This window comes from Sporosarcina sp. SG10008 (assembly GCF_044569405.1).
Taxonomy (GTDB): domain Bacteria; phylum Bacillota; class Bacilli; order Bacillales_A; family Planococcaceae; genus Sporosarcina; species Sporosarcina psychrophila.
In genome coordinates this window covers 4,022,202-4,045,612 of the sequence record NZ_CP172607.1, presented here as the reverse complement: position 1 = coordinate 4,045,612, position 23,411 = coordinate 4,022,202, and the positions used below count along the sequence as shown (strand labels likewise).

Here is a 23,411-nt window from a genome sequence, read left to right as displayed (position 1 = left end):
ACGAGAGATACCCATTTATTTCGGAAGGAATTTCATCTTATCCATTTCCTTCGACAGCTTAATTTGTCTAATGCTGATGGTGTGTAGGGGAAATTTCTTTTTTCGCGAGTCATTAAAATTGTTGCGATAGAAAAGCGGTTAATTCGTGGGAAATACGGAAAAAGCCCTAGTACTTGGAATGAATTAGGATTCCCACTAATACCGCTTCGACGCTTTGTGGATGCCTCCCGCGATAAGCCAGAAAGGAGACCGCTTTCAGTCTTATCGCTCCGGCTACCACGAAGACGCGCCTGCGCTTGATAGTCTATGTGAGAAAGCGCATTTCATAATCAGGGATTAGACCCGCAATCTGTATTGCAAATTTCTCGAATTAAATTTATATCAAATAGTAATCACCTTACATTCTCGCCATATACATCTCAAAATCGCATTTCTCTCGATATTGAATACCCTAGCGCAGGCGTGGCAAAGGGTTCGCCAAAGCGCCAAGCGTTCTACAATTCACACCCCGAATTACACCTCGTTTATTATTGAGTGCCATGGCAGATTCAATGGGATTCTTTAACTCAACTTATCATAGAGAATGGAGAAATAATCATACATAAAAATCCGTCGATTGATGGAGAATCAGATTGATAGTCACAACTGTTGATTAACCATTTTCTCGCATAAAAAACAGGTAAGAAAGGCTTGAAAAACTCTGTTTTCACGGGATCATTTCCGGTCAGCTTTTGGCAAACCAGCCACACCCTTTTTAGTAATCCCGTTATGAATAGTTACCTGTCGCATTCCTATACATCAAAACATCTCGGTAATCGTATAGAGGTCGTTCAATCCAAAGATACTGTACAAGAAGTGCCTAGTGTTTGATTCAGTTATTCACTGGTATTTTTTGGTTAATCAACCCATGTGATTGAAAGTAGAACTATAAACACCCATCTCACATAGAAGCAGTTTCCGGGTATGTTTACGCCACTAATTTAAGACAAACGGCACATCATCTCATTTAGATGGTGTGCCGTTTTATCTATATGTATATTGAATAATTGGATACCTATATAAACTCATTAAGTGCAGGCGCCTTAACAGGGGGAGCCAACCGAAAAACGAAGAATACAGTTAATGCCAAGAGGCATCCCCGAGCGTCGTAGCGTATTCAATGGCATTTCTTATTTAAAATGTTTTTCTTTGTAATCGATATAAACAGCTTAGCGATACGAAAACCGAGATATTGATTGATCAAAAACCGGTTGTTTCTGATTATCATATTTTTAAAAACCTCATTTTCGCGAAACGGACATTAAGTCCGTAAGAGTATATGAAGTACGAGGAAATTTATAAGATTTTGACGAAGGACATGCCTGTCCCAAACGTCATTATCTACCTTCACGCAAGCTTGGACACGCTTGTAAAGCGTATTTCCCAGCGCGGGCGTGATTTTGAAAAAAACATGGATCCCGTTTATTTGCAGCAACTTGCGGAAGATTACGAGACGTTCATCACGTATTTTGAATCGGCACATCCTGAAATTCCTGTTCTTCGGTTCAACGGAGATGATCTTGATTTCGTCAACAGTGAAGAGGATCTGCAATTCATTTTAGATACTGTCGACGCGACGATACGAAAAGGAGCAAGATTGAACGAACTAACGCGAAAAATACGGCATCCCGCAAAATGCTGTTATTACAATTGCGGGGACAGTTGGCGTTGGCAAGTCGACGATGACGTAGGCGCTTGCGGATGCACTCCACTTACAGATTTACTTCCTGGCAGAGCGCTTCAAGGAACAGAAACGAATTTTCGAATATGGCGGCGGTTTTATCCAAGACCGTTCGATTTATGAAGATACAGGCATTTTTGCGAAAATGCATATGGAAAAAGGGACGATGAATCTCGTTGACTATGATACGTATACCAATCTGTTTGAAGCGATGGTTATGACACCGTATTTCCCGCATCCGGATTTACTTTCCTACTTGGAGGGGCCGCTTGACGGGATTATCTCGCGTGTGAAAGAGCGCGGTCGTATAATGGAACAGGAGACACCAATTGCTTACTGGGAAGAGATGCATGGGCGGTATGAGAATTGGATTAATTCATTCAATACGTGCCCAGTATTACGTTTCGATATTAATGACTATGATCTTATTAATAATCCTATTGAAGTGGAAACGATTGTCGATAAAATCGGGCATTCCCTGAAGCAAACGTCACTTTTGAAGAAATGAACTAAACTACAAGAATGTAGCCGGTATTATGGGCTGCATTTTTTATTTCACAAGTTTTACCCATTTTGAATAGGATGTAATGGTTACACCTGTGGGAGACTTGGGAGTTAAGAATGATTGCGGATACGATTGTTAAGCAATTTCCTTATCTGTTTATTTGAATGAAACTATGGCTTAAAGGAGTGATTGTGAAGTGAACCCTTATTCGAACGGATTACCCTCTTATCCTGTCGGGCCGAGTTATCAAGGGCCATATTCACATTATACGGCGCCCGTCAGGTATATCTTAAATAACCAAACTGATGTATATGGCAGATGTTGCATAAGTAAGGCGAAAGCCGACTTTATGAGCATGAACCGGCTTCTCTGGATGGAGCATGTCAACTGGACGAGGATGACGATTATGGGCATCGTATTCGGCTTGCCGGATTTACCGTCTGTCCAAGAGCGTCTTTTGAGAAATGCGACGGATTTGGGGAATTGCTTACGGCCCTTTTATGGCGATAATATAGCGGATAGATACGCCGCACTGATTAAAGAACATTTAGTGCTAGCTGCTGAATTAGTAACGGCAGCTGCAAAAGGGGATCCGAACAAGGCGGCGGAAGCGGAGAAACAATGGTATAGGAATGCAGACGATATCGTCGACCTTTTAAGTAGCATCAATCCGTATTTAAACAAAGAAGAATTTAGAAAAATGTTTTATACGCATTTGGCTTTAACCAAACAGGAAGCAGTTTATATGCTTCAGAAAAACTATAAGGCTGATATTGAAGTGTTCGATAAAATCGAAGCGGAAGCTTTAGAAATGTCGGATTTGATAGCGGGTGGCATTGTTAAGCAGTTTCCAGGTATGTTTATGCCGCTATGTTAAGACAAATGGCACACCATCTAATGAGATGGTGTGCCGTTTTATCTATATGTATATTGAGTAATTCGATACCTAAATAAACTCATGGAGCGCAGGCGCTTTAACAGGGGGTAGCCAACCGAACGACGAAGAATATTGTTAATTCCAAGAGGTTAATCCATATAGGTTAATGGATACTTTATCTGGCTTATGGTGGGAGGAATCCCCGAGCAACGTAGCGAATTCAATGGAATTTTTTATTAGTTGGAAAGAACCGCAGATTTCAGAAAAAATTCAGCGTACAGTTCTTTTAAGATTTTTGTTTCGTCTTTTTTATGAACGCCGAAGACAAGGCTGACTTCTGATGAACCTTGGTTGATCATTTGGATACTAGCACCAGTGCGTGCGATGGCTGAGGCGGCACGTGCAGCCAGTCCAGTAGAATGACGCATTCCTTCGCCTACAAGAACGATCATGGAGTAATTAGAATGCATATGGACGTGATCCGCGTTCAATTCCTCTTTTGCTCGGCGTACAATCCGTGCTTCTTTATCCGCATTGAGAAATTTACTTCTGATGATGACAGACAAGTTATCAATACCGGAAGGCGTGTGCTCAAATGGAATTTCTTCTTCCTCTAGGATTTGCAATAACTTTCTTCCGAAACCAATTTCCTGGTTCATTAAATATTTGTCGACAAACAGTGTGGAAAATCCACTATCAGCGGCAATACCAATGACCGGCTGTGCAAAGTAATTTCGTTCATTGACGATAAGTGTTCCCGGAGCCTCCGGATTATTGGTGTTTTTAATGCACACAGGAATGGAACGACGGAATGCGGGCATTAGCGCTTCGTCGTGAAAGACGGAGAATCCTGCATAGGCTAGTTCCCGCATTTCACGGTAAGTCATTTTATCGATGCCGACCGGATTGTCGACAACATTCGGGTTGGCTGCAAAGACTGAGTCAACGTCTGTAAAATTTTCATACAGCTCAGCTTCTGTCGCTGCGGCAAGTAGAGATCCTGTGATGTCCGATCCACCTCTGTTGAATGTCCGAAGTGTTCCGTCTGTCGTGTAGCCAAAAAAGCCTGGGAAAACGATAATACCTGGTTTGTCGCGTAATTGTGCAAGCTGGTCATCGCCTTCAGGGAGTGCGCGTACCCGTTCTGGTCGTTCATTGACCAGTAGACCGGCCTCTTTTGGACACATATAGTGTGCATCCATTCCAATGTGTGTGAAGTAGGCAGCAATTAGCTTCGCGTTGTTGTCTTCCCCAGATGCTTTCAAGCAATCCATGAAGAGATTGGCGTCATTTACATCGTTAGCGAGACGTCCATGCAAATCATTTTCGATAACGGATACGATCTCCATTGAAAGACCAAGTCCTGCAGCGATCTGTTGGTAGCGGGCTACTACTTCCTTAAATTCAATTTCTGTGTCTTCCCCCCTAAGGGCTTTTTCAGCAAGTTGGATTAGTAGATCTGTTACTTTTTCATCTGAGCCAAACCGTTTGCCGGGTGCTGAGACAACAATGATTTTACGACTGGGATCAGTTTTTACGATTTGAGCGACTTTTTTTATTTGATCGGAAGACGCTACTGAAGTACCTCCAAATTTGCAAACTTTCACAATCATCAAATCCTTTCTATTATATAATGGGATGAATGTATTTATTCTATGACTTTATCACAAAAAGGTTGTTATTATCCGAATATTTCACTATAATGTCTTTATGCAAAGAACAATTGTTTTTTCATAGTGTACATACAGTTAGGAGAATCGTCAATGAGAAATGAAATTAATATTGGATTATTAGGATTTGGGGTTGTCGGCAGCGGGGTGGCTAAAATCTTGCAAGATCACCAAGAAGACCTCCATCATAAACTCGGCGTTCCTGTCAAAATTAAAAAAGTTCTTGTGAAAAATTTACATAAAAATCGGGAAACAACACTTTCATTGGAAACATTCACGGATAATTTGTATGAAGTGCTTGAAGACTCGTCTATAGATTTAATAGTAGAAGTGATGGGCGGGACCTTCGATGCGAAAGAAGCGATTGAAAGTTCCCTGCGCGCTGGAAAAGGTGTCGTAACTGCCAATAAAGACGTTATGGCAGAATTCGGACCTGGATTATTGAAGCTGGCGGATGAAAACAAGTGTGATCTGTTTTACGAAGCAAGCGTCGGGGGCGGAATCCCGTTAATTCGCACCCTTGAAGATGGACTTGCTTCTGACCGAATCCGTGCATTGACAGGTATTGTGAATGGAACAACGAACTTCATCTTAACAAAAATGAAACATGAAAAAATGTCTTATGAAGATGCATTGGCAGAGGCGACAGCACTTGGTTTTGCAGAGGCAGATCCATCGGCGGATGTTGATGGCATTGATGCAGCGCGCAAAATGGTTATTTTGGCTTCATTGTCTTTCTCAACCGAAGTCCGTCTAGGCGATGTTTTTGTGAGAGGGATGAAGGAAATCCAAGAAGGCGATCTAGAACTGGCTGAGCAGTTTGGCTATACGGTGAAGTTAGCGGGGTCAGCTAAGAAGAATGAGGATGGTATTGAAGTAGCTGTAGAGCCTGTGTTTTTCCCGAATTCGCATCCTTTGGCATCAGTGAACAATGAGTTCAATGCCGTATATATTTATGGAGATGCAGTTGGAGAAACAATGTTCTATGGACCGGGGGCTGGATCAATGCCGACTGCCACGTCTGTAACGGGAGATATTATTGCAGCGTGCCGTAATTTGCTGCTAGGTGTCAACGGCAAAAGGTTACACGCACCTCAGTATGAGCGAAAAGTGAAAAGTGATAGTAATAAGTTCGCACGTTATTTCCACCGAATTCGCGTGAGAGACGAAGTAGGTGTCCTGACGAAATTAACGTCTATTTATAGCAAGCACGGTGCAAGTCTGGCGACGGTTGTTCAGCATTCCGATAAAAAGGCGGCTGACGCGGACCTGATTTTCATCACGCATCAAATTTCGAGACAACAGCATTTAGATATTGTGAATGAATTGAACGAGACACCAAAGGTAATCGGCGTACTAAGCCATTACCGGGTAGAGGGGGAAGAATGATGAAAAGATGGAATGGATTAATTGAGGAATATAAAGAATGGTTACCGGTGACAGAAAATACGCCGGCGTTAACGTTGCAGGAAGGGAATACCCCTCTTATTCACATGCCAAATTTATCTGAACAATGGGGCATTAACCTTTACGTGAAAACGGAAGGAACGAATCCAACTGGTTCATTTAAAGACCGGGGCATGGTTATGGCGGTCGCAAAAGCGAAAGAAGAAGGAAAAAAAGTTCTTATTTGTGCATCAACGGGTAATACGTCTGCAGCGGCGGCGGCATACGGTGCTCGTGCTGGAATGCGGACAATTGTAGTTATTCCGGAAGGTCGAATCGCACTTGGCAAGTTGGCTCAGGCGAAAATGTATGGCGCAGAAATTGTAGAAATCGAAGGCAACTTTGACGAAGCATTGGCTATGGTGCGTGCGGCTGGCGAGGGAGACGTTGCGCTCGTGAACTCGGTTAACCCGTATCGCCTTGAAGGTCAAAAGACAATTGCGTTTGAAACGATTGAGCAACTTGGAAAAGTACCGGATATTTTTGCACTTCCGGTTGGGAACGCAGGTAATATTTCGGCGGCTTGGAAAGGTTTCAAAGAATATGCTGATAAGAAGGGTACTGAGTTACCGGTTCTTCTTGGTGTACAAGCCGACGGAGCTGCACCGATTGTTTATAATCGCGTATTCGAAAACCCCGAAACGGTTGCAACGGCAATTCGAATCGGTAATCCCGCAAGTTGGGAACTGGCGAACAATGCCTTGGCGGAGTCGAATGGAACAATTCTCGCTGTAACAGATGAAGAGATTTTAGAAGCATATAGTTTAATCGCTTCATCTGAAGGTGTTTTTGCAGAACCAGGCTCGTGTGCTTCAATTGCGGGCGTTAAAAAACAAGTGGAGAGCGGCTTGTTGAAAAAAGGTTCAACTGTAGTTGCTGTATTGACGGGTAACGGTCTAAAAGATCCAGATACAGCAATTGAAGTAAATAAAGAGAAACCAATGATGTCACGGGAACAATTTGATGCGTTTCTTAGTGAGTTAAAGGCGGGGGCAAAGTAATGGCAGAATCCAATTTTTCCGTTGTCGTACCTGCATCGACGGCAAATCTTGGGCCAGGCTTCGATAGTATCGGACTTGCACTTAATCTTTATATGACGGTGAATGTATCGCCGTCAGAGGATTGGGAAGTTACGTATAAAGACGATGGTTTTGAAGATTTACCGACCGGTGAAAATAATTTAATTGTGAAGACAGTTACTAATATAGCTGAGCGAAAAGGGCGTGTTGCACCAGCATCACGACTTATCATTCAGTCGGATATTCCGCTTGGTAAAGGACTTGGAAGCAGTGCAACGGCAATTGCAGCAGGAATTGAAATTGCAAACCAACTTCTTGAATTGAATCTTTCCGCGAAGGAAAAAGTGCTTCTAGGTAGTGGATATGAAGGGCACGCGGATAATATCTCGGCTGCACTTCTTGGGGGAGTGACAATTTCTTATTTTGATGGCGTGGAAATGGATGTCGTTCATATAAGAGAACCAAAAATGGGAGCTGTGATACTTGTTCCGCCTGAGGCATTGCTGACGGAAGCATCTAGGGGGCTTCTGCCAGGCCAACTCTCACATTCAGAAGCAATACGTAGTAGCGCAGCGGGGAATGTACTTTCAGCAGCGATTGCCCGGGATGATTGGGAAACGGCGGGGCGTATGATGGAAAAGGATATCTTTCATGAGCCGTATCGTAAGAAGTTATTTCCTGAGTTCGACCGGATCCGTGAAGTTTGCCACGAGTACGGTGCGTATGGCATGACAATTAGTGGAGCGGGTCCTTCTCTTTTCGTGGCTGTGAAACAAGGTAACGAGGGCGAATTGGCAAAGCGATTGGCAGTTGCGTTCCCGTACTATGGTTGTATTGCTGTCAAACCGTCTAATGCGGGTGCTGTGGTTAATTGAATAGAGAAAAGCGCTGGCCGACTAAATTCACCACGTCCTGTGGCAACGTCGGCACTAGTACGTCCTGTACGTCGGAGGGTCTGAAGATAAAGGCGCTCTTTGCCTTTAACTTAAGGACTGAAGCAACAGAGGAAGGCAGCTTAGGATCGCGACATCCTGTCGCAACAGCTACATGACCCACGTCCTGTGGGCCCAGGGGCTAGGCGCTGGAGCCTAGACAGAACAAAAAAGAAGCGGACCAGTAAAATGGCTCCGCTTCTTAAAGTTTAATTACTATAATAGGCAAAATAAAAATTCGTTATCTACTAACGAATTCGATTTCAAGCATATACGTTTAGTTGGAAAAATGGAGGAGGTAGAGGGATTCGAACCCCCGCGGGATTTGACTCCCCTGTCGGTTTTCAAGACCGATCCCTTCAGCCGAGCTTGGGTATACCTCCGTATCAACAATTAATAATTTATCATGTTTGAAATGAAGTGTCAACAGTTTTATAAAAATAACTTTGTTCACATGATATTAATTGATTTAATCTAGCAGATTGAGTATACTTGTAAATGCCGTGCTAGGTGGGGAGATAGCGGTGTCCTGTAACTTGCAATCCGCTCTAGCAAGACTGAATCCCTTCCCGAGGCTGTCCGTATTGTAGGGTCTGCCTCTTGCACGCAGTGTTGACGTTTGGGTCCCGCGCAATGGGAACCTATGAACTATGTCAGGTCCGGAAGGAAGCAGCATTAAGTAGAATTTCTCATGTGCCGCGGGGTCGCCTAGACCGAGCTGGCGACAGGAGTAACGCTTATGTGTGGCTGTCGGAGGAAGGTGCACGGCATTAATTTCACAATTCGACTCGTCCGTTTCTGCGGACGAGTTTTTTGTTGCGCTAATAAAGGATTCGTATAGGCGTTTGTGCTATAATGGAAACATTAGCGCATTGCGTCAAAAGGAGAGGAAACTGTTGGTGTATCAAGCTTTTTACCGCGTATATCGGCCTCAATCATTTGCTGAGATGTCCGGACAGCAACATGTGAAACAGACACTTCAGAACGCCCTCCTTCATAATAAGACGACACATGCTTATCTTTTCTCGGGTCCAAGAGGTACAGGGAAGACAAGTGCGGCGAAAGTTTTTGCGAAAGCGTTAAATTGCGAAAATGGTCCAGCAAAAGAACCGTGCAATGAGTGTCCGACGTGTATCAGCATCACGGAAGGGTCGAATACGGATGTCATCGAATTTGATGCAGCTTCGAACTCACGTGTTGAGGAAATGCGAGACATTATTGAAAAGGTACGGTTTGCCCCGTCGAATGCTCGTTTTAAAGTATATATTATCGATGAGGTACATATGTTATCAAATTCGGCATTCAATGCGCTTTTGAAAACTCTTGAGGAACCGCCATCGCATGTCGTATTTATCTTAGCAACCACAGAACCGCATAAACTACCATTGACGATTATTTCGAGGTGTCAGCGCTTCGATTTTAAACCAATTACACCGGCTGATATTACTAATCGAATGAAGACGGTACTTGCGGATACGGGTATTGAGTCTGATGAAAGTGCTTTGAAAGTAATTGCGCAGGCGGCTTCTGGAGGAATGCGTGATGCACTCAGTATGCTTGACCAAGTTGTGTCGTTTAGTGGAGACAAGATAACAATTGAAGATGCACTGCTTGTAACTGGATCAATTGGTGAAGACATTTTCCATCAGTTGGCGGAAGCGCTACTTGGTAAAGACGCTGGCATGGTACTGACATTGCTTGATCGACTTATTGCGGAGGGAAAAGATGTTTCCAGGCTAGCAGAAGATTTAATCACGTTTTTCCGGGATCTTCTTCTTCTGCGAACAGCACCCAGCTTAAAAGATTTACTCGAACTCATACCTGGCGATGAACGGTTTGTAGAAATGGCACAACGATTTGAAATGGATACGTTGTACTTATTCATTGACATACTGGCAAAAACGCAACAGGAAATGCGGTTCTCCAATCATGCAAAAGTCTATATTGAGTCTGCCTTTTTGAAAATGATTCATCTTGACAGCCCTGTGCAGGTCAGTGGAGGCAATCATGCCATTGATCCGGGGCTTACGCAGAAGGTAGCAGATCTTGAGCGCACAATTATGGAGTTGCAACAGCAGATGTCTAGTGGTGGAATGAATAAGCAGACGGCTGCAGATCAATCCGCTCAACCACGGAAAAATGCGTCGAAATCGTCGCAAGGCTTCAAAGTTCCGACGGGTAAAATTCACGAAGTATTGAAATCTGCGACAAAACAAGACATCCAGACGATTCGGGAAGAATGGGCGGGGATGATGCAGACAATGCAAAGGTCACATGCCGCGCTTCTCGAAGAGACAGAACCAGTCGCAGCATCAGAGAATGCTTTTGTGTTAAAATTCAAATATGAAATCCATTGCCTCATGGCGTCTGAAAATCCGTCACTTCGGTCGGGCTTGTCAGATGCCTTACGTTCACGAACCGGGAAAGCATATGAAGTCGTGTATGTGCCTGAAGAAGGTTGGTTGAGTGTAAGGGGAGACTTCATTCGGAAAAATGGGCTCGCTAAACAACAAGAGCCGGAAAGTTCTGATGAAGGGGTGCCTGGTGAAGAAATGCTTTCTTTCGTAAAGGAAGCAGAACAGGAAAATGCGGATCCGATTGTAACTGAGGCGGAAAAGATTTTCGGTAAAGATTTCATAGAAGTCCATGACGATTAAAAATTAGAGGAGGAAACAAACATGAAGGGTATGGGAAATATGCAAGGCATGATGAAACAAATGCAGAAAATGCAAAAACAAATGGCTGTAGCACAGGAAGAGCTTGGTGAAAAACGTCTTGAGGGTGCAGCAGGTGGCGGTATGGTAAAAGTCATCGTATCTGGAGATAAGCAGGTTGTCGAAGTAATCGTTGACCCGTCCGTAGTGGATCCGGAAGATGTTGAAATGTTACAAGACCTTATTGTCATTGCTACGAATGATGCTATGGCTAAAGCGGAAGAATTAACGAACTCGACGATGGGTCAATTCACAAAAGGATTGAATCTGCCAGGAATGTTCTAGGAGGCACATAAATGCATTATCCTGAACCAATATCAAAACTGATGGATAGTTTTATGAAATTGCCAGGTATCGGCCCGAAAACAGCGGGTCGTCTGGCGTTTTTTGTCTTAAGCATGAAGGAAGATACTGTGTTGGATTTTGCAAAAGCTCTGGTTGACGCTAAACGGAATCTGCGTTTTTGCTCAGTTTGCGGTCATATTACAGATATCGATCCCTGCCACATTTGTCAGGATACACAACGCGATGGTTCGATAATTTGTGTTGTTCAAGACCCGAAAGACGTTATTGCCTTGGAGAAGATGAGGGATTTCAAGGGGCTTTATCATGTCCTTCACGGTGCTATCTCGCCGATGGATGGAGTTGGCCCTGAGGATATTAATGTCCCGTCGCTACTTGTTCGATTGCAGAATGAAGAGGTTGAGGAATTGATCCTAGCCACGAACCCTACAATAGAAGGAGAAGCGACTGCGATGTACATCTCGAGGCTTGTTAGACCTTCAGGAATCAAAACAACTAGAATTGCGCATGGACTACCTGTCGGCGGTGATCTCGAATACGCGGATGAAGTTACATTATCGAAGGCGCTGGAAGGTCGCCGGGAGTTATAGGGGGTCCGCTTCGGTGTTTAGACGAAAAAGTAAGCTGAAAAAAGAGTTTGATGAACGCCTTCATTCATTAATGGTAGCAACGAAAGAAGACTGGGAACAGGCAAGAGGGATTGAGCGCTATCTCAATGATTATGATCAAGAAGTAATTGTTAGACGTAAAATAGCCGAGTGTAAACACTTTTACTTATATAAAGAAGCAAAAGCTCGACAGTTAGGCAAGGATTGATATATTTTCACGGGATCGCATAGAATGGATCATTCATTGAAAAAGGAGTGTTTCCCGTGAAAGTTATCGGTATTGTTGTCGTTATATTGGTTCTCCTTCTATTAGTAGTGGTGGATAAGAAACATATCCACCGAGCTTTGGAACATTTATCGGTCTATTGGTTTCGGTTGGCATTCGCGTTCCTTGTTCTTTTTGCAATGAATGTTGCAGGAGGTTTTGTGGGTATCTATGTGCCTGTAAACATCACGTCTGGACTATTACTCGCGATTTTAGGGATACCAGGAATCGCCACGCTATGCGCTTTTGCAATATTTTTATGAAAGTTTGTTATAAAGTGTTGACTTATGTTCAGAGACGTAGTAATCTTATGTATGTCGCCAGTGAGGGACGCGAAACACACGAGGGATTGCAAGTTGATTCCATTACAAATGAACCTTGAAAACTGAACAGCAAAACATCAATGAAATACAGCGAGAGTGCTAACGCATTTGAGCAAAACGTTTCTAACTAAATCAGCTTCGGTTGGTTGAAAAGAAACACACACAAGAATCTTCGGATTCGAGTCAGCAAGAAATGAGCTATTCATTTTCTTCTATTATGGAGAGTTTGATCCTGGCTCAGGACGAACGCTGGCGGCATGCCTAATACATGCAAGTCGAGCGGAATGATGAGAGCTTGCTCTCTGATTTTAGCGGCGGACGGGTGAGTAACACGTGGGCAACCTGCCCTACAGATGGGGATAACTCCGGGAAACCGGGGCTAATACCGAATAATCAGTTTGTCCGCATGGACAAACTCTGAAAGACGGTTTCGGCTGTCACTGTAGGATGGGCCCGCGGCGCATTAGCTAGTTGGTGGGGTAATGGCCTACCAAGGCAACGATGCGTAGCCGACCTGAGAGGGTGATCGGCCACACTGGGACTGAGACACGGCCCAGACTCCTACGGGAGGCAGCAGTAGGGAATCTTCCACAATGGACGAAAGTCTGATGGAGCAATGCCGCGTGAGCGAAGAAGGTTTTCGGATCGTAAAGCTCTGTTGTAAGGGAAGAACACGTACGGGAGTAACTGCCCGTGCCATGACGGTACCTTATTAGAAAGCCACGGCTAACTACGTGCCAGCAGCCGCGGTAATACGTAGGTGGCAAGCGTTGTCCGGAATTATTGGGCGTAAAGCGCGCGCAGGCGGTTCTTTAAGTCTGATGTGAAAGCCCACGGCTCAACCGTGGAGGGTCATTGGAAACTGGAGAACTTGAGTACAGAAGAGGAAAGCGGAATTCCACGTGTAGCGGTGAAATGCGTAGAGATGTGGAGGAACACCAGTGGCGAAGGCGGCTTTCTGGTCTGTAACTGACGCTGAGGCGCGAAAGCGTGGGGAGCAAACAGGATTAGATACCCTGGTAGTCCACGCCGTAAACGATGAGTGCTAAGTGTTAGGGGGTTTCCGCCCCTTAGTGCTGCAGCTAACGCATTAAGCACTCCGCCTGGGGAGTACGGCCGCAAGGCTGAAACTCAAAGGAATTGACGGGGACCCGCACAAGCGGTGGAGCATGTGGTTTAATTCGAAGCAACGCGAAGAACCTTACCAGGTCTTGACATCCCACTGACCGGTGTAGAGATACGCCTTTCCCTTCGGGGACAGTGGTGACAGGTGGTGCATGGTTGTCGTCAGCTCGTGTCGTGAGATGTTGGGTTAAGTCCCGCAACGAGCGCAACCCTTGATCTTAGTTGCCAGCATTCAGTTGGGCACTCTAAGGTGACTGCCGGTGATAAACCGGAGGAAGGTGGGGATGACGTCAAATCATCATGCCCCTTATGACCTGGGCTACACACGTGCTACAATGGATGATACAGAGGGTTGCCAACCCGCGAGGGGGAGCCAATCCCATAAAATCATTCCCAGTTCGGATTGGAGGCTGCAACTCGCCTCCATGAAGCCGGAATCGCTAGTAATCGTGGATCAGCATGCCACGGTGAATACGTTCCCGGGTCTTGTACACACCGCCCGTCACACCACGAGAGTTTGTAACACCCGAAGTCGGTGGGGTAACCCTTACGGGAGCCAGCCGCCGAAGGTGGGACAGATGATTGGGGTGAAGTCGTAACAAGGTAGCCGTATCGGAAGGTGCGGCTGGATCACCTCCTTTCTAAGGATTATTACGGAATGTAAACCACGGGTTTACACATTGATGTTTTGCGTTCAGTTTTGAAGGTTCATTAAGCTTTTTAAGCGTTTTTTCGCTTGAAGAAGCCTCTATATATGAACATTCAAAACTTGTTCTTTGAAAACTGAATGAAACGACATTGATAGCAACAAATCAAGTAATCAACGTAGAGAAATTCGTTTCTCTAGATTAGCGCATGCAAATGAGCTAATCATGCAATGCCTTTTACGAATTCCGATTTACATCGCTGTAAAGGAGAATTCACCAAAGAGGAATTCAAGAAGCGTAAGCTTGTTGAAAACCAAAGGGTTAAGTTAGAAAGGGCGCATGGCGGATGCCTTGGCACTAGGAGCCTAAGAAGGACGGCACTAACACCGATATGCTCCGGGGAGCTGTAAGTAAGCTTTGATCCGGAGATTTCCGAATGGGGAAACCCACTGTCCATAATGGGACAGTACGTTTACGTGAATACATAGCGTAAACGAGGCACACCCGGAGAACTGAAACATCTAAGTATCCGGAGGAATAGAAAGAAAAATCGATTCCCTGAGTAGCGGCGAGCGAAACGGGAAGAGCCCAAACCAAGAAGCTTGCTTCTTGGGGTTGTAGGACACTCTATACGGAGTTACAAAGGAATGGATTAGACGAAGCGACCTGGAAAGGTCCGCCGTAGCGGGTAAAAGCCCCGTAGTTGAAAGTCCATTCTCTCCAGAGTGTATCCTGAGTACGGCGGAACACGTGAAATTCCGTCGGAATCCGGGAGGACCATCTCCCAAGGCTAAATACTCCCTAGTGACCGATAGTGAACCAGTACCGTGAGGGAAAGGTGAAAAGCACCCCGGAAGGGGAGTGAAATAGATCCTGAAACCATGTGCCTACAAGTTGTCAGAGCCCGTTAATGGGTGATGGCGTGCCTTTTGTAGAATGAACCGGCGAGTTACGATTCCATGCAAGGTTAAGCAGTGAATGCGGAGCCGCAGCGAAAGCGAGTCTGAATAGGGCGATAGAGTATGGGGTCGTAGACCCGAAACCAGGTGATCTACCCATGTCCAGGGTGAAGGTAAGGTAACACTTACTGGAGGCCCGAACCCACGTACGTTGAAAAGTGCGGGGATGAGGTGTGGGTAGCGGTGAAATTCCAATCGAACCTGGAGATAGCTGGTTCTCTCCGAAATAGCTTTAGGGCTAGCCTCAAACTTAAGAATCTCGGAGGTAGAGCACTGTTTGGACTAGGGGCCCATCCCGGGTTACCGAATTCAGACAAACTCCGAATGCCGATGATTTATGTTTGGGAGTCAGACTGCGGGTGATAAGATCCGTAGTCGAGAGGGAAACAGCCCAGACCACCAGTTAAGGTCCCCAAGTATTCGTTAAGTGGAAAAGGATGTGGCGTTGCCCAGACAACCAGGATGTTGGCTTAGAAGCAGCCATCATTTAAAGAGTGCGTAATAGCTCACTGGTCGAGTGGCGCTGCGCCGAAAATGTACCGGGGCTAAACGAATCACCGAAACTGTGGATTGACATCTTAGATGTCAGTGGTAGGAGAGCGTTCCAAGGGCGTCGAAGCTAGACCGTAAGGACTGGTGGAGCGCTTGGAAGTGAGAATGCCGGTATGAGTAGCGAAAGAAGGGTGAGAATCCCTTCCACCGAATGCCCAAGGTTTCCTGAGGAAGGCTCGTCCGCTCAGGGTTAGTCAGGACCTAAGTTGAGGCCGAAAGGCGTAGACGATGGACAACAGGTTGATATTCCTGTACCACCTCCCCGCCGTTTGAGCAATGGGGTGACGCAGTAGGATAGGGTGAGCGCGCTGTTGGTTATGCGCGTCTAAGCAGTGAGGTGTGGAATGAGGCAAATCCCGTTCCTATAACATTGAGCTGTTACAGCAAGGGGATTTATCCCTGAGTCCCTGATTTCACGCTGCCAAGAAAAGCCTCTAGCGAGGCGGGAGGTGCCTGTACCGCAAACCGACACAGGTAGGCGAGGAGAGAATCCTAAGGTGATCGAGAGAACTCTCGTTAAGGAACTCGGCAAAATGACCCCGTAACTTCGGGAGAAGGGGTGCTCTGGTAGGGTGTTAAAGCCCGAGAGAGCCGCAGTGAATAGGCCCAGGCGACTGTTTAGCAAAAACACAGGTCTCTGCAAAACCGCAAGGTGAAGTATAGGGGCTGACGCCTGCCCGGTGCTGGAAGGTTAAGAGGAGAGGTCAGCGCAAGCGAAGCTTCGAATTGAAGCCCCAGTAAACGGCGGCCGTAACTATAACGGTCCTAAGGTAGCGAAATTCCTTGTCGGGTAAGTTCCGACCCGCACGAAAGGCGTAACGATCTGGGCACTGTCTCAACGAGAGACTCGGTGAAATTATAATACCTGTGAAGATGCAGGTTACCCGCGACAGGACGGAAAGACCCCGTGGAGCTTTACTGTAACCTGATATTGAATTCCGGTGCAGCCTGTACAGGATAGGTAGGAGCCTTGGATTCCGGAGCGCTAGCTTCGGATGAGGCGTTGGTGGGATACTACCCTGGCTGTATTGGACTTCTAACCCATGCCCCTTATCGGGGCAGGAGACAGTGTCAGGCGGGCAGTTTGACTGGGGCGGTCGCCTCCTAAAGAGTAACGGAGGCGCCCAAAGGTTCCCTCAGAATGGTTGGACATCATTCGTAGAGTGCAAAGGCATAAGGGAGCTTGACTGCGAGACCTACAAGTCGAGCAGGGTCGAAAGACGGGCTTAGTGATCCGGTGGTTCCGCATGGAAGGGCCATCGCTCAACGGATAAAAGCTACCCCGGGGATAACAGGCTTATCTCCCCCAAGAGTCCACATCGACGGGGAGGTTTGGCACCTCGATGTCGGCTCATCGCATCCTGGGGCTGTAGTCGGTCCCAAGGGTTGGGCTGTTCGCCCATTAAAGCGGTACGCGAGCTGGGTTCAGAACGTCGTGAGACAGTTCGGTCCCTATCCGTCGCGGGCGCAGGAAATTTGAGAGGAGCTGTCCTTAGTACGAGAGGACCGGGATGGACATACCTCTGGTGTACCAGTTGTCTTGCCAAAGGCATCGCTGGGTAGCTATGTATGGACGGGATAAATGCTGAAAGCATCTAAGCATGAAGCCCCCCTCGAGATGAGATTTCCCATTACGCAAGTAAGTAAGATCCCTCAAAGAAGATGAGGTTGATAGGTCTGGGGTGGAAGCACGGCGACGTGTGGAGCTGACGGATACTAATCGATCGAGGACTTAACCAATTTTGAAAAGGGCTTGATTACCCTGATTCGTGTAGCACAATGTCTGTTTTATTCAGTTTTGAGCGAACAAGCTCAAAGAGTCTGGTGACGATTGCGAAGAGGTCACACCCGTTCCCATCCCGAACACGGAAGTTAAGCTCTTCAGCGCCGATGGTAGTTGGGGGTTTCCCCCTGCGAGAGTAGGACGTCGCCGGGCACCATGGATAACACAAAACGAGATGATTCTTTAGAATCATCTCGTTTTGTGTTATCTGCATGTTTTTTCCGGAAATTAAAGCAAAAGTACATAGAAAACATGGATTTGAAGAAATGTAGTCATTGCCAGCAAGTAGGTAATGACTTTTTGTTCGTCTAGAGTCGCCTTCTGTCCTGTAAGTAAAGGTAATAAGAACGCCTTGTCGGGGCTGAACAGGCGCTACATGACTGGTTGAACTCATATCTGTTGATTAACCAAAATAACCAGTGAATAAAGTAATCAAACACTAGGTGCTTCTTGTATGGTTGTCGTTCATCCGTCGATCTCCATGGCTATAATAGGTACTCAAAGTGCTGAGGCTTTGGGGGATGAGGGAATAGATGGCTTCTCCGGAAACATACTAGTCCAAATGAAGACTTTGGAGCCTCCTTTACCAGTATGTTGTGTAAGAAAATGGTTATTCAACAGATGTGGGTTGTACTGGTTATATGATCGGTCTGAAATACTATATAATAGAAGGAAAGGAAGTGTGATTTACAATGAAAGATCCTAATCGGCCGCTTATTGAAGCGTTAACTAAGTTCAAAGAAGCAAACCCGATTTCATTCCACGTGCCTGGACATAAAGGGGGAATACTTTCTGGACTACCGACCGAGTTACGGATGGCTCTTCAATATGATTTTACTGAGTTAGAGGGACTTGACGATCTTCATGAGCCGAGTGGTGTAATTGAAGAGGCGCAACAGAAGCTGTCGTTACTCTATGGTTCGGATCAAAGCTTCTTTCTTGTGAATGGTTCAACGGTAGGGAATTTGGCAATGGTCTATGCGGCGTGCCGTGCGGGTGAAACAGTTATTGTTCAGCGCAATGCACATAAGTCGATTTTCCATGCGATTGAGCTGACTGGTGCAAGGCCAGTGTTTGTGTCACCGGTTTGGGATGTGACTACAAAGACAGCGGGAGGCGTGACCGCTGCGCAAGTCGGCGAGGCGCTCAAGGCCTATCCTGGGGCCAAGGCTGTTATTCTTACCTACCCGACGTACTATGGCCTAACAGGGGCCGAGTTAGAAGAGACTATCAACCTTTGTCATACATATGGAGTTCCAGTCTTGGTAGATGAGGCACACGGTGCACATTTTGTTGTAGGTGAACCGTTTCCTCGTTCAGCGTTGGAGATGGGTGCGGATGTAGTTGTTCATTCAGCGCATAAAACATTGCCAGCGATGACGATGGCTTCTTTTTTACACGTACGCTCAGACTTCATCGCTGCAGAAAAAGTTGCCCGTTATTTAGGGATGCTACAGTCTAGCAGTCCATCTTATTTGTTGATGGCATCGCTTGACGATGCCAGAGCTTATGCAGAGTCTTATAATGAAGAAGATAAAAAGGTCTTCGTGGAATGGCGGGTATCTTTTATCAAACGTTTGAAACTGATACCAAGACTTCGAGCGTTTGAAACGGATGATCCGTTAAAGCTTATTTTACGCATTGAAGGTTATTCTGGTTTTGATCTACAAAAGAAACTGGAAGCGGAAGGAATTTATAGTGAAATTGCAGATCCCTATCAAGTGTTGTTCGTGTTACCGTTATTAAAAGTGGGGTCGATTTATCCTTTCGATGAAGTTTACGAGAAAATTAAAACTGCGGTTACTTGTTTGGATGGAGTGGATAAGATAATAAGTACAATAGAAGCACCACTACTTGGGGAGGGACTTTCTCGTCTTGCTTACACGTCAGAGGAAGTGGCGAATATGGAAGTGGAGTGGATTCCATACGTGGATTCCCTGGGGCGTGTGGCGGCCGCTTCCGTGATTCCCTATCCGCCGGGTATCCCGCTTTTAATTGCCGGAGAAATTGTAAAGGATGAGCATGTTCAAACTTTAGGGAAATTGCTCCAAATGGGGGCGAAATTCCAGGGGGAAATTCGAATTAACGAAAAACAGATAGTTGTAGTAAAGAATAGAGTGGAGGAATAACATGATACAGAAAGGTGTATTCATTACATTTGAAGGACCTGAAGGGGCTGGAAAGACAACAGTCATCAAAGAGTTATATAAACGTATGGAAGAACAAGGATTGAAGGTCATTCTTACGCGCGAACCGGGTGGAATTCGTATTGCGGAGAAAATCCGTGAAATAATCCTCGATAATGATCATCAGGAAATGGATGCGAAGACGGAAGCACTTCTCTATGCAGCCGCACGAAGGCAGCATCTTGTTGAAAAAGTGATGCCTGCACTTAAGGACGGAATGATTGTCCTATGTGATCGTTTTGTTGATAGTTCGCTAGCTTATCAGGGGCATGCGCGCGGACTTGGAATTGATGAGGTTCTATCGATTAATGAGTTTGCTATAAGTGATACGATGCCGGATCTGACGGTCTTTTTTGATATTAATCCAGAACAAGGACTTGCGCGAATTGCGGCAAATGACAAACGAGAAGAGAATCGATTGGATAATGAAAGTATCCATTTTCATCAAAACGTTTATGAGGGTTATCAGGAGCTCATTCGTCGTTACCCAGAACGGATTCACTCAACGGATGCATCGCTCTCTAAAGAGCAAGTAACGGAAAATGTTTGGAAAATCATATGCTCCCAACTCATTAAATAGTCAGATTCATGATATAATAGTTGGAAAGCGGAAAAGGGGAGATTATCGTGAAATTGATTGTGGCAGTTGTACAGGACCAAGACAGTAACCGGTTGTCTACGGCTTTGACCAAAGGTGACTTCCGAGCGACGAAATTGGCTAGTACGGGAGGATTTTTACGGTCGGGAAATACGACATTTTTGATTGGTACCGATGATGCCCTCATTCCGAAGGCGCTTGAACTTATTCGAGAAAATTGCCGTTCACGAGATCAAATGGTAGCTCCAGTTTCTCCAATGGGTGGAAATGCAGACTCATACATTCCTTACCCGGTTGAAGTCGAGGTTGGCGGTGCTACCGTATTCGTCCTTCCAATTGAACATTTTCATCATTTTTGATGAATAAGAGGTGAACCTAAATGAAAGTCAATAGTGACTACCGGTCAGGCCTCGATAAGATGAGGAACGATCCTTTACATTCATCTCAAGGTGGAGCGCGGTTCGGCCAAATGGTCGTTAAACAAGAGCAGCGCCTCCAAGGAGAGCAGGTTACTAAGCTCCTCGGCGATATTTCATCGGCAGGGGACCGAATTGCCCGTTCTCGCAATTTGCGCGATATGGCTAAATTTAAAATGCTAGTTCGACGTTTTCTTAAAGAAGCCGTTGAATCTGGAATGGGACTTAAACAGTCTCATACATGGAATCGTTTCGGTGAGGGACGCAGGTTGAAAATTGTCGAAACGATAGATGAAAGGCTTATTGAGTTGGCAGAAGACTTGTTGAATGAAGAAAAAACATCTGTCGATCTATTAGCTAAAATTGGTGAGATCAAAGGGCTACTCATCAATCTATACATGTGATTCCGTGTTTTCTGTCGTTTAAGAAACACGGTTTTTTTTGAACACGGAGGTGTGTGCTTATGCAAGATCAAATGAATAACCGACTTGTAGTAGAGCAAAAAAAAATAACTGAACGATTAAGTTCTTCTTATAAAAATGGGCGAATTGGACATGCATATATGTTTGACGGTGAACGTGGAACAGGAAAAGAAGCAGTTGCACTTTTTTTCGCCAAACTTCTTCTTTGTGCTAGTCCTGAAAACTTTGTTCCATGTGAAACATGTCATTCTTGTCGACGAGTGACGTCCAGTAATCATCCAAACGTAACGCTTATTCGACCAGATGGTCAGGATATCAGGAAAGAGCAGATGTCCAATCTTGTGTATAGCATGACGAAAAAGGGTTACGAGTCGGGTAGGAAAATATATATTATTACTAGGGCAGATCGGATGAACGTTGCTGCGGCGAATACGTTGCTTAAGTTTCTTGAGGAACCCGAAGGCGATGTAACGGCAATCCTTTTAACGGATTCATATCAATCGATATTGCCAACGATCCAATCACGGTGTCAACGGTTATCTTTTCTACCGCCGTCTAGAGAAATGATGATTAGTGAGCTAGTCGAGAAGGGGATTACACCTTCAATGGCAGCGACCGTTACGATGGTCACTGCCAATCTGGATGAAGCTTTTCGACTGGCTGGAGATGATCAATTTGCACACATGCGAAAAACAGTGTTAAAATTGGTTGAAGCATCGGATAGACATGTCCATGAAGCGTTGTTATTCATTCAATCAGAATGGGCCCCTTTATTTAAAGAGAAGGAAGAGACTGAGAGTGGACTGGATTTACTGCTTTATGCTTACAGAGATGTGGTGGCATCCAAAGCCGGTTTGCAGTCAACAGCAACATTTCCCGATCAGCAAGAACTAGTTAGAGGTCTTTCGATGAAGATGACATATAGCCAGCTGTCTGCTAATATGGAGGCAATATTGCAGTCGAAAAAGCAATTGCATGGCAATATGAATCGCACACTTTTAATGGAACAATTGGTGCTCAGCATGCAGGAGGGGTTACTTGTTGTATAAAGTTGTAGGTGTCCGCTTTAAGAAAGCGGGTAAAATATATTATTTCGATCCACTGGAGTACACGCTCGACGAAGGTGACTACGTCATCGTTGAAACAGCACGTGGAATCGAATACGGTAAAGTTACAGGTAAGGTAAGAGAAGTTGGTGAGAATGATGTTGTCTTGCCACTCAAAAAGATCATTCGTCCAGCGCAAACGGAAGACCTCGAAAAAGTAGAGGAGAACCGTCTTGAGGCTGAACGGGCTTTTAGTACAGGTGTAGAAAAGATTGTAGAACATTCGTTAGAGATGAAGTTGGTTGATGTCGAGTATACATTCGATCGAAACAAGATTGTCTTTTACTTTACGGCTGAAGGTCGCGTTGATTTCCGGAATCTTGTTAAAGATCTTGCTTCGATTTTCCGGACACGTATTGAACTGCGACAGATTGGTGTACGTGATGAGGCGAAAATGCTTGGTGGCATTGGACCATGTGGCCGGATGCTTTGCTGTTCAACATTCCTAGGTGATTTCGAACCGGTTTCGATAAAAATGGCAAAAGATCAGAACTTATCACTTAATCCTTCTAAAATATCAGGTCTGTGCGGACGTCTTATGTGCTGCTTGAAATATGAGAATGATGATTACGAAGAAGCAAAAGCGCTTATGCCAGATGTAGGAACACGTGTCCAAACACCTGAGGGGCCTGGAAAAGTAGTTGGACTGAATCTGCTTGAACGCCTTCTTCAAGTAAGTATGACGGATCAGGATTTGGTATTGGAGTATACGTTGGAAGAAATAATGGAACAACAAAAAAATATGGCTCAATTGATGAAATAATGAGGTGGGATAGTTGAAAGAAAAGAGTTTTCTGGATAGGGTTATGGAATTCGAGCAAGAACTCGAATCTATGCAAAAGCAATTCCGCGAATTGATTGGATTCGTCGCGCAGATGACGGAAGAGAACCATTCGCTTCAACTCGAAAACCATCATTTGCGCAAGCGGCTTGAAGAAATGGACAAACAAATTGATGAAGAAGTACAGACAATCAACACAAGGCAACATCGGAAAAAAACGAATAAAATAGACGTTGGAGAAGGCGTTGATAATTTAGCGCGCCTATATAATGAAGGATTTCACGTCTGCAATGTCCATTACGGTGGTATTCGTAAAGGGGAAGATTGTCTGTTCTGCCTCTCTTTCTTAAATAAACAAAACGTGTAAAATGAGCCGATCCTATTGCAACGTAGGCATCGGCTTTTCTTTTATTGTGGGCCCACAGGGGGTGGGTCATGCATCGGAGAGGGATTG

General features: G+C 45.2%; 17 protein-coding genes, 1 tRNA gene, 3 rRNA genes, 1 other RNA gene and 2 pseudogenes. 22 read left to right on the top strand and 2 right to left on the bottom strand.

The window, feature by feature from the left end; genetic code table 11:
• Positions 1-1,183 precede the first annotated feature (1,183 nt).
• The 3 genes and pseudogenes from ACGLYD_RS19080 to ACGLYD_RS19070 all read left to right on the top strand — a co-directional run.
• Positions 1,184-1,627 (top strand): annotated as a pseudogene (locus tag ACGLYD_RS19080) (deoxynucleoside kinase); the annotation flags it as partial.
• Between the two features lie 37 nt (positions 1,628-1,664).
• Positions 1,665-2,228: pseudogene (locus tag ACGLYD_RS19075) on the top strand (deoxynucleoside kinase).
• 193 nt (positions 2,229-2,421) lie between these two features.
• The gene (locus ACGLYD_RS19070; protein WP_399629911.1) at positions 2,422-3,102 is read left to right on the top strand and encodes a hypothetical protein; all 681 of its coding nucleotides are present in this window, start codon (positions 2,422-2,424) and stop codon (positions 3,100-3,102) included.
• A 236-nt stretch (positions 3,103-3,338) separates the two neighbouring features.
• On the opposite strand, the gene ACGLYD_RS19065 is transcribed toward ACGLYD_RS19070, so the two are convergent.
• The gene (locus tag ACGLYD_RS19065; RefSeq protein ID WP_338654435.1) at positions 3,339-4,709 is read right to left on the bottom strand and encodes an aspartate kinase; all 1,371 of its coding nucleotides are present in this window, start codon (positions 4,707-4,709) and stop codon (positions 3,339-3,341) included.
• Positions 4,710-4,865: 156 nt separating this feature from the next.
• Here ACGLYD_RS19065 and ACGLYD_RS19060 point away from each other — a divergent pair, with 156 nt between their 5' ends.
• The 3 genes from ACGLYD_RS19060 to thrB are packed head-to-tail and all read left to right on the top strand — an operon-like array spanning position 4,866 to position 8,112.
• Positions 4,866-6,161, top strand: coding sequence for a homoserine dehydrogenase (locus tag ACGLYD_RS19060; RefSeq protein ID WP_067213774.1), 1,296 nt, complete (start codon positions 4,866-4,868; stop codon positions 6,159-6,161).
• On the top strand, positions 6,161-7,219 hold the full coding sequence (thrC, locus tag ACGLYD_RS19055) for a threonine synthase (protein ID WP_067213773.1): 1,059 nt from the start codon (positions 6,161-6,163) through the stop codon (positions 7,217-7,219). Before ACGLYD_RS19060 ends, thrC begins: the two co-directional genes overlap by 1 nt.
• Complete coding sequence (gene thrB / locus ACGLYD_RS19050; protein ID WP_338654438.1) at positions 7,219-8,112, top strand: homoserine kinase; 894 nt, start codon at positions 7,219-7,221, stop codon at positions 8,110-8,112. The genes thrC and thrB overlap by 1 nt, the downstream gene beginning before the upstream one ends.
• A 347-nt stretch (positions 8,113-8,459) precedes the next feature.
• On the opposite strand, the gene ACGLYD_RS19045 is transcribed toward thrB, so the two are convergent.
• Positions 8,460-8,552 (bottom strand) — tRNA-Ser (locus ACGLYD_RS19045).
• A gap of 118 nt (positions 8,553-8,670) precedes the next feature.
• On the opposite strand from ACGLYD_RS19045, the gene ffs reads away from it, so the two are divergent.
• The 16 genes from ffs to yabA all read left to right on the top strand — a co-directional run bounded on the left by ffs (position 8,671) and on the right by yabA (position 23,324).
• Positions 8,671-8,937: signal recognition particle sRNA large type (gene ffs / locus ACGLYD_RS19040), an RNA gene on the top strand.
• Between the two features lie 128 nt (positions 8,938-9,065).
• The gene (dnaX, locus tag ACGLYD_RS19035) at positions 9,066-10,826 is read left to right on the top strand and encodes a DNA polymerase III subunit gamma/tau (RefSeq protein WP_187046270.1); all 1,761 of its coding nucleotides are present in this window, start codon (positions 9,066-9,068) and stop codon (positions 10,824-10,826) included.
• Between the two features lie 21 nt (positions 10,827-10,847).
• Positions 10,848-11,168 (top strand): YbaB/EbfC family nucleoid-associated protein, encoded by a 321-nt coding sequence (locus ACGLYD_RS19030; RefSeq protein WP_067213770.1) that lies wholly within the window; start codon positions 10,848-10,850, stop codon positions 11,166-11,168.
• Positions 11,169-11,179: 11 nt separating this feature from the next.
• Positions 11,180-11,776: a recombination mediator RecR gene (gene recR, locus ACGLYD_RS19025; protein WP_067213769.1), complete on the top strand. Its 597-nt coding sequence runs from the start codon at positions 11,180-11,182 to the stop codon at positions 11,774-11,776.
• Between the two features lie 13 nt (positions 11,777-11,789).
• On the top strand, positions 11,790-12,002 hold the full coding sequence (locus ACGLYD_RS19020) for a YaaL family protein (RefSeq protein WP_255428540.1): 213 nt from the start codon (positions 11,790-11,792) through the stop codon (positions 12,000-12,002).
• A gap of 56 nt (positions 12,003-12,058) precedes the next feature.
• Positions 12,059-12,322, top strand: a complete 264-nt coding sequence (locus tag ACGLYD_RS19015; RefSeq protein ID WP_255428539.1) for a pro-sigmaK processing inhibitor BofA family protein — start codon at positions 12,059-12,061, stop codon at positions 12,320-12,322.
• Positions 12,323-12,596: 274 nt separating this feature from the next.
• Positions 12,597-14,148, top strand: a 16S ribosomal RNA gene (locus ACGLYD_RS19010).
• Positions 14,149-14,473: 325 nt separating this feature from the next.
• Positions 14,474-17,405, top strand: a 23S ribosomal RNA gene (locus ACGLYD_RS19005).
• 80 nt (positions 17,406-17,485) lie between these two features.
• Positions 17,486-17,601: ribosomal RNA gene (gene rrf / locus ACGLYD_RS19000) — 5S ribosomal RNA — on the top strand.
• Together the 16S, 23S and 5S rRNA genes form the textbook arrangement of a ribosomal RNA operon.
• Before the next feature lie 539 nt (positions 17,602-18,140).
• The gene (locus ACGLYD_RS18995) at positions 18,141-19,577 is read left to right on the top strand and encodes an aminotransferase class I/II-fold pyridoxal phosphate-dependent enzyme (protein WP_399629904.1); all 1,437 of its coding nucleotides are present in this window, start codon (positions 18,141-18,143) and stop codon (positions 19,575-19,577) included.
• Position 19,578: 1 nt separating this feature from the next.
• Positions 19,579-20,214, top strand: coding sequence for a dTMP kinase (gene tmk / locus ACGLYD_RS18990; protein ID WP_399629901.1), 636 nt, complete (start codon positions 19,579-19,581; stop codon positions 20,212-20,214).
• A 47-nt stretch (positions 20,215-20,261) separates the two neighbouring features.
• Positions 20,262-20,591 carry a cyclic-di-AMP receptor gene (locus ACGLYD_RS18985; RefSeq protein WP_067213764.1) on the top strand — a complete coding sequence of 110 codons (330 nt, stop codon included), beginning with the start codon at positions 20,262-20,264 and terminating at the stop codon, positions 20,589-20,591.
• 20 nt (positions 20,592-20,611) lie between these two features.
• Positions 20,612-21,052 (top strand): YaaR family protein, encoded by a 441-nt coding sequence (locus tag ACGLYD_RS18980; RefSeq protein WP_067213763.1) that lies wholly within the window; start codon positions 20,612-20,614, stop codon positions 21,050-21,052.
• Between the two features lie 59 nt (positions 21,053-21,111).
• Complete coding sequence (gene holB / locus ACGLYD_RS18975) at positions 21,112-22,119, top strand: DNA polymerase III subunit delta' (protein ID WP_187046267.1); 1,008 nt, start codon at positions 21,112-21,114, stop codon at positions 22,117-22,119.
• Positions 22,112-22,939 carry a stage 0 sporulation family protein gene (locus ACGLYD_RS18970; protein ID WP_067213762.1) on the top strand — a complete coding sequence of 276 codons (828 nt, stop codon included), beginning with the start codon at positions 22,112-22,114 and terminating at the stop codon, positions 22,937-22,939. The genes holB and ACGLYD_RS18970 overlap by 8 nt, the downstream gene beginning before the upstream one ends.
• A 13-nt stretch (positions 22,940-22,952) precedes the next feature.
• Entirely contained in the window at positions 22,953-23,324 is a 372-nt protein-coding gene (yabA, locus tag ACGLYD_RS18965) for a DNA replication initiation control protein YabA (protein ID WP_067213761.1), read from the top strand.
• The last annotated feature ends 87 nt before the right edge of the window (positions 23,325-23,411 follow it).

Excerpts from the sequence above, each read along its gene's own strand:
- ACGLYD_RS19060 (WP_067213774.1), top strand. The coding sequence starts at position 4,866 with ATGAGAAATGAAATTAATATTGGATTATTAGGATTTGGGGTTGTCGGC.
- thrC (WP_067213773.1), top strand. The coding sequence starts at position 6,161 with ATGAAAAGATGGAATGGATTAATTGAGGAATATAAAGAATGGTTACCG.
- thrB (WP_338654438.1), top strand. The coding sequence starts at position 7,219 with ATGGCAGAATCCAATTTTTCCGTTGTCGTACCTGCATCGACGGCAAAT.
- ACGLYD_RS19030 (WP_067213770.1), top strand. The coding sequence starts at position 10,848 with ATGAAGGGTATGGGAAATATGCAAGGCATGATGAAACAAATGCAGAAA.
- recR (WP_067213769.1), top strand. The coding sequence starts at position 11,180 with ATGCATTATCCTGAACCAATATCAAAACTGATGGATAGTTTTATGAAA.
- ACGLYD_RS18995 (WP_399629904.1), top strand. The coding sequence starts at position 18,141 with ATGAAAGATCCTAATCGGCCGCTTATTGAAGCGTTAACTAAGTTCAAA.
- tmk (WP_399629901.1), top strand. The coding sequence starts at position 19,579 with ATGATACAGAAAGGTGTATTCATTACATTTGAAGGACCTGAAGGGGCT.
- ACGLYD_RS18980 (WP_067213763.1), top strand. The coding sequence starts at position 20,612 with ATGAAAGTCAATAGTGACTACCGGTCAGGCCTCGATAAGATGAGGAAC.
- holB (WP_187046267.1), top strand. The coding sequence starts at position 21,112 with ATGCAAGATCAAATGAATAACCGACTTGTAGTAGAGCAAAAAAAAATA.